9 protein-coding genes and 1 pseudogene are annotated in these 7,588 nt (G+C 42.4%); all 10 read right to left on the bottom strand.

Annotated features, from left to right (window positions below; all coding sequences use genetic code 11):
• Positions 1 to 197: 197 nt before the first annotated feature.
• Positions 198 to 494: a type II toxin-antitoxin system HicB family antitoxin gene (locus IM515_RS15070; RefSeq protein ID WP_287628139.1), complete on the bottom strand. Its 297-nt coding sequence runs from the start codon at positions 492 to 494 to the stop codon at positions 198 to 200.
• Between the two features lie 11 nt (positions 495 to 505).
• Positions 506 to 694, bottom strand: a complete 189-nt coding sequence (locus IM515_RS15065; RefSeq protein WP_002768607.1) for a type II toxin-antitoxin system HicA family toxin — start codon at positions 692 to 694, stop codon at positions 506 to 508.
• Between the two features lie 17 nt (positions 695 to 711).
• A complete protein-coding gene (locus IM515_RS15060) occupies positions 712 to 873 on the bottom strand; it encodes a hypothetical protein (protein WP_196219697.1) in 162 nt (53 codons plus the stop codon).
• 316 nt (positions 874 to 1,189) lie between these two features.
• Positions 1,190 to 5,134 (bottom strand): serine protease, encoded by a 3,945-nt coding sequence (locus IM515_RS15055; RefSeq protein ID WP_287628138.1) that lies wholly within the window; start codon positions 5,132 to 5,134, stop codon positions 1,190 to 1,192.
• A 160-nt stretch (positions 5,135 to 5,294) separates the two neighbouring features.
• Positions 5,295 to 5,633 carry a HepT-like ribonuclease domain-containing protein gene (locus tag IM515_RS15050; RefSeq protein ID WP_287628137.1) on the bottom strand — a complete coding sequence of 113 codons (339 nt, stop codon included), beginning with the start codon at positions 5,631 to 5,633 and terminating at the stop codon, positions 5,295 to 5,297.
• The gene (locus tag IM515_RS15045; protein WP_002768612.1) at positions 5,630 to 5,923 is read right to left on the bottom strand and encodes a nucleotidyltransferase family protein; all 294 of its coding nucleotides are present in this window, start codon (positions 5,921 to 5,923) and stop codon (positions 5,630 to 5,632) included. The genes IM515_RS15050 and IM515_RS15045 overlap by 4 nt, the downstream gene beginning before the upstream one ends.
• A gap of 226 nt (positions 5,924 to 6,149) precedes the next feature.
• Positions 6,150 to 6,329: pseudogene (locus IM515_RS15040) on the bottom strand (hypothetical protein).
• Between the two features lie 71 nt (positions 6,330 to 6,400).
• Positions 6,401 to 6,694: a hypothetical protein gene (locus IM515_RS15035; RefSeq protein ID WP_287628136.1), complete on the bottom strand. Its 294-nt coding sequence runs from the start codon at positions 6,692 to 6,694 to the stop codon at positions 6,401 to 6,403.
• 8 nt (positions 6,695 to 6,702) lie between these two features.
• A complete protein-coding gene (locus IM515_RS15030; RefSeq protein WP_287628135.1) occupies positions 6,703 to 6,903 on the bottom strand; it encodes a Tse2 family ADP-ribosyltransferase toxin in 201 nt (66 codons plus the stop codon).
• Between the two features lie 27 nt (positions 6,904 to 6,930).
• Positions 6,931 to 7,242: a transcriptional regulator gene (locus IM515_RS15025; protein ID WP_287628133.1), complete on the bottom strand. Its 312-nt coding sequence runs from the start codon at positions 7,240 to 7,242 to the stop codon at positions 6,931 to 6,933.
• Positions 7,243 to 7,588: the final 346 nt, after the last annotated feature.

Here is a 7,588-nt window from a genome sequence, read left to right as displayed (position 1 = left end):
TTAAGTCGCAGTAAACGGGACTGATGAGATATCTAGATAGTGTCCTCGATTCAAGCGGCCATGTCTAGCCCCTAGCCCCCACAGCTTAAACTGTCTGGTTTGTCAAGTACAATTTATACAAAATAAGTGCGATTGCCCTGGAATTGAGAGGTTTTCTTTAACATATTTATTCGCTCAAACCAAGCTAGAGACTGCACCTAGTTTTTTACACACAATTCCTGATGCTTTAAAATAGCTTCTGATACCTCAATGAGCAGAAAAGCGATCGCATCTTGATGATCCACGTCGGTTAAAATGGTTTCGAGGGTGCTAGGGGTGGGAATTTCGTCCCCATCTGCCAACATGAAGGAAATATGACCTTTTAAGGCTTCAGTTGCCATTTTTTTCGCTTCTTCGATGGTTTCTCCTGCACTAATACAACCGGGAAAGTCATAAAATTGTACCCCATAATCACTATGGTTATCTTTATGAACGGTGGCTAAATAAGTAATCATTGATTTCTCCTTTATCTTAATTTAATACCTGCTTGTTTTTCGATACTGATTAGGGTTTTAAGGGGAATATCCTTTTTAGGGTGAGGAACAGTCACTTTCCCTTTTTTATGGGGATGTTTAAAATGATGATGACTTCCTGTTGTACCTACTTGATACCATCCCTCATCCTTCAGTTTTTTGATAATTTCTCGACTTTCCATAATTGATGATTTCTACTTCACCCCCCTAATTCGCGTAAAAGTTGCATCACTTTTTCATAAGTTGCCATATTATTCTGTTGGTAGAATATTATAGCCGCTTGTTGTAGATTAATTTTGGCTTTTTCGGTTTGTTTTAATTTGGCATATAAAACACCACGACTACGGATTATAGTAATCATAGCAATTACCGTAGGTTGGGTTGAGGCACGAAACCCAACAATACACCCAAGGAAACCCAACAAAAAGATTCAGACAGATTTAGGTGTTGGGTTTCGCTTTTCCCTGAGAATTGAGAGATTTTCTTTAACATATTTATTCGCTCAACCCAACCTACGAACTCTACAGTAGGTTGGGTTGAGGCACGAAACCCAACAATACACCCAAGGAAACCCAACAAAAAGATTCAGACAGATTTAGGTGTTGGGTTTCGCTTTTCCTGGGAATTGAGAGGTTTTCCTTAACATATTTATTCGCTCAACCCAACCTAAGAAACTACTACAGTTGCGAGAACAGTTTTCGAGTATCAGCGATGATTTGATCACCCCAGAGATTTTTTTGCAGGGTTTCAACCTGAGCAAATTCAGGGTCGATTTTAAGCGCACTTTTAGCAAGTTTGATCGCTTTCCCCGTATTGCCTTGACGGTAGAGAGTAACAGCGAGAGCCAGTTGATTTTCAGCAGATTGGGGGTTAATTTCCAGACTTTTTTGAAATTGGCTACTGGCCAAATTTAGATCGCCTTGTTCGTAATAAATTAAGCCAATATTGGTAATCGCAATCAGATTTTTTTCGTCCAGTTCGAGAACTTTTTGATAGTCTTGGAGAGCTTCGGGATAGCGTTTTTGTCTTTTGTAAATGTCTCCCCGGAAACTATAAGAGTCCTTGAGCTTGGAATCGAGAGCGATCGCCTGATTAAAATCCGCTAGAGCTAAATCCCATTTTTGAGTTTGATAGTAAAGCATTCCTCGCGTAGAGTAAAATGAAGCATTGTCTCGCTTAAGCTCGATCGCCTGATTAAAATCCGCTAGAGCTAAATCCCATTTTTGAGTTTGATAGTAAAGCATTCCTCGCGTAAAGTAAAACGAAGCATCATCCGGCTTAAGCTCGATCGCCTTATTAAAATCTGCTAGAGCTAAATCCCATTTTTGCCATTCTAGGTACTTGAGGCCGCGTACGAAGTAGGCACTGGGAAATTGCTTGATCTCGATAACTTTCGTGATATCTGCAATCGCTAAATCCCATTTCTTTTGTTGATCATAAATAATATAACGTTGTAAATAAGCCGACCAGTATTTCGGATCGAGTTCGATCGCCCGACTGTAATCAGCTAAGGCGATATCCGATTTTTGCTGTTGTCGGTAAATTTCCCCACGGTTGTAATACAGTTCTGCATCGTTACCATTAAGCTCGATCGCCTTGTTATAATCGGCGAGGGCGAGATCGAGTTGATTTTGATTGCGATAAATATCTCCCCGCATTCGATAGGCTAACTTGAAATAGGGATTAATTCGGATCGCTTGGCTTAAATCGGTGAGGGCGAGATCCCATTCTTTTCGATCCCAGTATAAAACTGCTCTAGATCCGTAAGCGAATTCGGGGGATGGCGAGAGTTCGATCGCCTTGTTAAAGTCAGCAAGTGCGAGATCCCACTTTTGTTGTTGAGAATAAACATTTCCTCGATTGACATAACTACTAAAATAACCGAGTTCGATCGCCTTGTTAAAATCAGCGAGAGCGAGATCCCACTTTTTCTGGTTAGTGTAAAGAGTTCCCCGCAACTGGTAACCGTTGCCGGAATTCGGATCGAGTTCGAGCGCTTTATTAAAATCCCCTAGGGCTAGGTCCCATTCTTGCCGCTCCGAATAGAATCGCCCGCGACTCTCATAACCGAAGCCGGAATTCGGATCGAGTTCGATTCCTTTCCGATAATCCGCTAGAGCTAAGTCCCATTTTTGCCAGTTTTCGTAGGCTAAACCGCGCATTAAATAGGCGAGAACGGAATAGGGATTGATTTCGATCGCTTTTGTGAGATCGGCGATCGCTAACTCCTCTTCACTTTGAAAATTATAAAAAACACCTCTCATTTCATAAGAGCTAGGATCATTAGGATCAATGGTAATCGCTTTGTTAAAATCCGCTAGGGCTAAATCCCATTGTTTTCGCTCCGTGTAAAAAATTCCCCGGGACCGGTAGGCTGCCGCGAAATTAGCATCGATCTCGATGGCTCGGTTATAATCAGCCAGGGCTAAATCCCATTCTCTCCGCTCTTCGTACACATCGGCGCGAGCCATATACGCCCTAGAATTATTCGGATTCAACGTCAGAGCTTGATTATAATCGGCTAAAGCGAGATCCCATTTTTTTAGATCGCTGTATGTACTCCCGCGATTGCTATACCAACTGGAGCGAGGAGCGATTTCTATAGCGCGGTTAATCGCTGCTAAGGCTCGATCGTACCGTTTTACGTTTCGTAGTACCGACGATAGACTATTGTAATAGTTGGGATTCTGGGGAGAGATTTTGATCGCTTGTTCAAAACTATCGATCGCTTTTTCGGATTGATTCATCTTCGCATAAAATACACCCTGATAATTTAAAATTTCCCCATGAAATTCCGAACCTTTCTCGCGAGCGGGTAGGGTGGCGAGGGCTTGCTCGAGGGCTTCGATCGCTTCTCGATCTTTGTATTTGGGCCCGTAAACCCTTGCCTTACCGTACCAAGCTAAATAGGTGTATTCGGGATTGTTTAATTGTATCGCCCGATCGAAGGCTTGCAGGGCCCGATCGTCTTTTTTCAAGCGCCAGAGTTGATTTCCCCGCTCGATCCAGATGTCTTCGGAGGCGTTGGTTTCCGGTACTTCTACACTGACAAGAGTGCGATCGATCTCCTGCTGTTGTTGTGCTGTTAACTGGGGTTGAGCGGTAACGAAAGAAGATAATTTAACTCGAAATCTTTCCTGTAAACCGATAAAACTACTAATCGGAATCCCTAAGCTAAAACCTAGCTGAATTTTACCCTTAACCCCCTCGGAGCGCCCGTGAATACCGATCACCTGTCCGGCAGCGTTTAAGACTGGGCCGCCGCTCATACCGCCGAAGGTAATACTGGTATAAACCATATCGTAACCGCCGCTCAGGGAACTAACCCTGATCGATGCCCCACTTTGGGTAATCGTAAAATCACTCTGTCGCGTGGCGAGAAGTCCTTCCTCCTGACTTTTGACAGCACCGCCGCTAAAGAGCCATCCCGCTTGTTTATCGCCGATTTTGGGAAATCCCGCCACAAAAACGGGACTCTCTCGATTGGGGCTATAGTTGGCGATTTCTGCGACCGGATAATTCTCGTTACTCTCGAAGGTAAAAATGGACAGATCGACCCCTTCCTGTCGAATAATGGTTTTTCTGTCGAGGGGAAGGGTTTTGCCGTCCTTGGTGGTGAGGGTATAGGTGTAATCGGCACAGGTTTTCTCCTCGGCGATTTTCTCACAGAGGACGTGGTCGGCGGTTAGGACGGTGTAGATTTTTCCCTGCTGGGCGATAATGACACCGCTACCGTTGGACTGACTGCTACTATTGATCCGCACGGTGAAACCCTTGGCTTTTGTTTCTAATTGGGCGATATAGCCGGTATAGGTGGGGTTTTCGATGCCCCGCGAGCTTTTCGGTAAGGGTAATTGGTACGCGGTCAGGATTTCGGGCTTGATGTAGGTTAATAGGGTATTGATGGGAATGCCCCAGTTAACCGCTCTCATCTGTTGGATTTCTGCGTCTGTGGGTTTTGTGCCGTCTTCGTAGGTGTAGTTAGAGAGAATCGGATGGGCCGATCGCCCGTTAATACCGATTAACTCCCCCTCGACAAAAATGCCGCCGCCACTCATTCCCTGCACGATCTCGCCACTATAACCGACGCTGTAGCCTTCCAGGAGGGGTCGATCGCTCACCTGTTCGATCTTTCCTGTCGTCACCCGATACTGCCCCGTTTCGGCAACATATCCCGCAGCCACCACTTCTAAACCGCTACTGTCTTGATTGGGGGTAAACCGCGCGATGGTGGCGATCGAATAATCCCGGGTATCGCTAAACTCCAGCAGAGCGAGATCTTGATTCTCCGATAGGGAATTGGGGACGATGCGGGCCGCACGGCTGTGGCCGTCGTAAGTTTGTAGCTGTAGGGTTTTCGTGTTGCGGATAACGTGGGCGTTGGTTAGGACAAGGTAATTATCGCCTTTTTTAGCAATAATCGTCCCCGATCCCCGATTTGTCTCGGTAGTAATCTTAACGGTGACTCGTTGTAGGATTTGCTCCTCGGTAAGCGCCCGATCGCCCTGTGCCGTCAGAATGGGATCATTAGAAATATTTCCGGCAGCCGGGGTAACAAGGGTTAACCCGGGTTGAGGCAGTAGGGAGAAAAGAAGGATGAGGGCGATCGAAGGTTTGATCATGGCTGTTACCTTGCTATTTTAAGTATTAATTACCGTCGATTGGATTGACGTAAGGAAACCCAACAAAAAGATTCAGACGGATTTAGGTGTTGGCTGTTGGGTTTCGCTTTTCCTGGGAATTGAGAGGTTTTCTTCAACATATTTATTCGCTCAACCCAACCTACGAAACTGATTCTAGATGCCTTAAAATCTGTTCTTTCAAATCATCCAAATAATTTTCTACCACCTCCCAAACTGTATTAAGGTCAATTCCCCCTAAATAATCATGTACTAAAATATTCCTAAAACCAGAAATATTACGCCAGTCAACATCGGGAATATTTGCCTTTAATTCCTCCGAAAGCCTTTGAGTTGATTCTGCCAAAGTTTGTAAACGTCTAATGATAGCATCGCTGATCATTAAATTAGCAAAAAACTCCTGTTTTCCGCCTTGGGAATACTCCTTAATTTTATCAATACAGTCTAAAATGTATTCAAGATAAACTTGATCTTCATTCATAACTTAATTGCCTCCTTTAAGATTCGCTGTTTAATTAGATGATGAAGGCTTTTTTCAGTTACCACATCCACTTTACACCCTAAGAGAGCCTCTAAATCAACTAATAATCCACCGGGAAACCAAGGGGATGTTTTAGCTAAATCATAATCAATTAAAAAATCAATATCACTATTTTCGGTTTCCTCTCCTCTAGCAACGGAACCAAATACACGCACATTAAAAGCACCATGTTTGGTGGCAATTTGTAGGATATCCTCTCGTTTGTCTTGTATGAGTTGTTTTAAGGTCATAAAATAACATCCATCCCGAAGGTTTTTAATGAACAATTAACAGACTAGACTAGAAAAAACTAACTACTGATAATTCACACTCCCACTTATACTAAATCCGTTGAGTATAGGCTACATATCAGGATAGCCAAAAGGCAACCCCCCCACCCCCCCCGACATCGGGGGGGCGCGGGGCAAGAGGCAAAAGGAGGAATAAATAATCAGTCTTTAATAACTGGATTTAGTATTATCCCCCTAATTTGCGTAAAAATTGCATCACCGTTTCATAAGTTGCCATATTATTCTGTTGGTAGAATATTATAGCTGCTTATTCTAGGTCAATTTTGGCTTTTTTGGTTTGTTTTAATTTAGCATATAAAAGACGACGACTACGGACTTTATGAACGGTGGCTAAATAAGTAATCATTGATTTCTCATTTCAGGTTCGCATTAGATTATATTCTTCGCGGATTGATGAAGTTAGAGATTCCACTAAGATTAATTTATTAATTTTTCCTCAATTGACAGGGTTTTTCCTTGTTTAATTAATGTTTGTAAAGACATTTTTTGCAAATCAAATTCAGGCACAAGTAGAGCCAATTCTTGTGTTTGTTGATTTTGTAAGTCAGTAATTAATTCTTGTAAAAATAGAGAATCATTACTTAAGTCTGAAATTTCATCTTCATAGTTTTCGAGAGCTTCTATTTGTTGAATACGGTCACTATAATTTTTGAGAAGGGATTCGAGAGCTTCGATAATAAATTGGATGTCTTTAAATGATAGAGTTTTCATAGTTTACCTCAACTTACACGATAAAAAAATTCACCAATTACCCTTAAGGCTTGTTGATAGGTTTCTATTGACATGGGAAATAAGGGTTTCCATAACCAGTGATTACCTCGATCATTAATTAATTCTAGCTCACTGGGAATAGAAATTCCCCGATCTAGTTTCCACCAGTTGTTTCCTATTCCCTGAACGGAAGAGGTTTTCTTTAACATATTTATTCGCTAAAACCAACCTAGAAACTACGGGCGCTCACTACTTAATTTAATCACTTGTTGCTCAGGAAATTTAAGGGTAAGTTCCCATTCTCCCCCTAATTCCCTCATCATACGGGTTAAATTTTCTAGGGTAAGATGTTGTTTTAAATCATCCGATTTTGCTGAAAAACATGGCTGTTCACTTTCGCTTTCCGTGATTTCTTCTGAAGAAAGTCCTAGGCGTTGACGAAGTTCATCAATGATTTGCATTTCTTGTAAAAGCTCTTGGGTTTTAGCTTCAATTTTTGCCCTTCTTTCAGAGGGCAGTTTATCCATTTCTTCATCAAAGGTAATCATAGATTTTGCTCCGTTAAGGTTTTTAAATAGGCTTCAAATCTTTTTTCGGCGATGGGAATGTTTTTTTCATACCATCTTTTATCGCCAGTTTTATTTCCTCCTACTAGCTAAAGTCGATTGGATTGACGTAAGGAAACCCAACAATAGACCCAAGGAAACCCAACAAAAAGATTCAGACGGATTTAGGGGTTGGGTGTTGGGTTTCGCTTTCCCTGAGAATTGAGAGGTTTTCCTTAACATATTTATTCGCTCAACCCAACCTACAAAACTGTAGGTTGGGTTGAGGCACGAAACCCAACCATAAACCCAAGGAAACTAAAGTAGGTTGGGTTGAGGCACGAAACCC

The sequence above is a fragment of the Microcystis sp. M44BS1 genome, from assembly GCF_020244875.1.
GTDB classification, from domain to species: Bacteria; Cyanobacteriota; Cyanobacteriia; order Cyanobacteriales; family Microcystaceae; genus Microcystis; species Microcystis panniformis.
Note: the sequence above shows the minus strand (reverse complement) of the source record. Positions and strands in the feature narration are given on the sequence as shown.

Bases quoted from the DNA above. Each gene is read 5' to 3' on its own strand.
- IM515_RS15070 (WP_287628139.1), bottom strand. From the start codon at position 494: ATGATTACTTATTTAGCCACCGTTCATAAAGATAACCATAGTGATTAT.
- IM515_RS15065 (WP_002768607.1), bottom strand. From the start codon at position 694: ATGGAAAGTCGAGAAATTATCAAAAAACTGAAGGATGAGGGATGGTAT.
- IM515_RS15060 (WP_196219697.1), bottom strand. From the start codon at position 873: ATGATTACTATAATCCGTAGTCGTGGTGTTTTATATGCCAAATTAAAA.
- IM515_RS15055 (WP_287628138.1), bottom strand. From the start codon at position 5,134: ATGATCAAACCTTCGATCGCCCTCATCCTTCTTTTCTCCCTACTGCCT.
- IM515_RS15050 (WP_287628137.1), bottom strand. From the start codon at position 5,633: ATGAATGAAGATCAAGTTTATCTTGAATACATTTTAGACTGTATTGAT.
- IM515_RS15045 (WP_002768612.1), bottom strand. From the start codon at position 5,923: ATGACCTTAAAACAACTCATACAAGACAAACGAGAGGATATCCTACAA.
- IM515_RS15035 (WP_287628136.1), bottom strand. From the start codon at position 6,694: ATGAAAACTCTATCATTTAAAGACATCCAATTTATTATCGAAGCTCTC.
- IM515_RS15030 (WP_287628135.1), bottom strand. From the start codon at position 6,903: ATGTTAAAGAAAACCTCTTCCGTTCAGGGAATAGGAAACAACTGGTGG.
- IM515_RS15025 (WP_287628133.1), bottom strand. From the start codon at position 7,242: ATGATTACCTTTGATGAAGAAATGGATAAACTGCCCTCTGAAAGAAGG.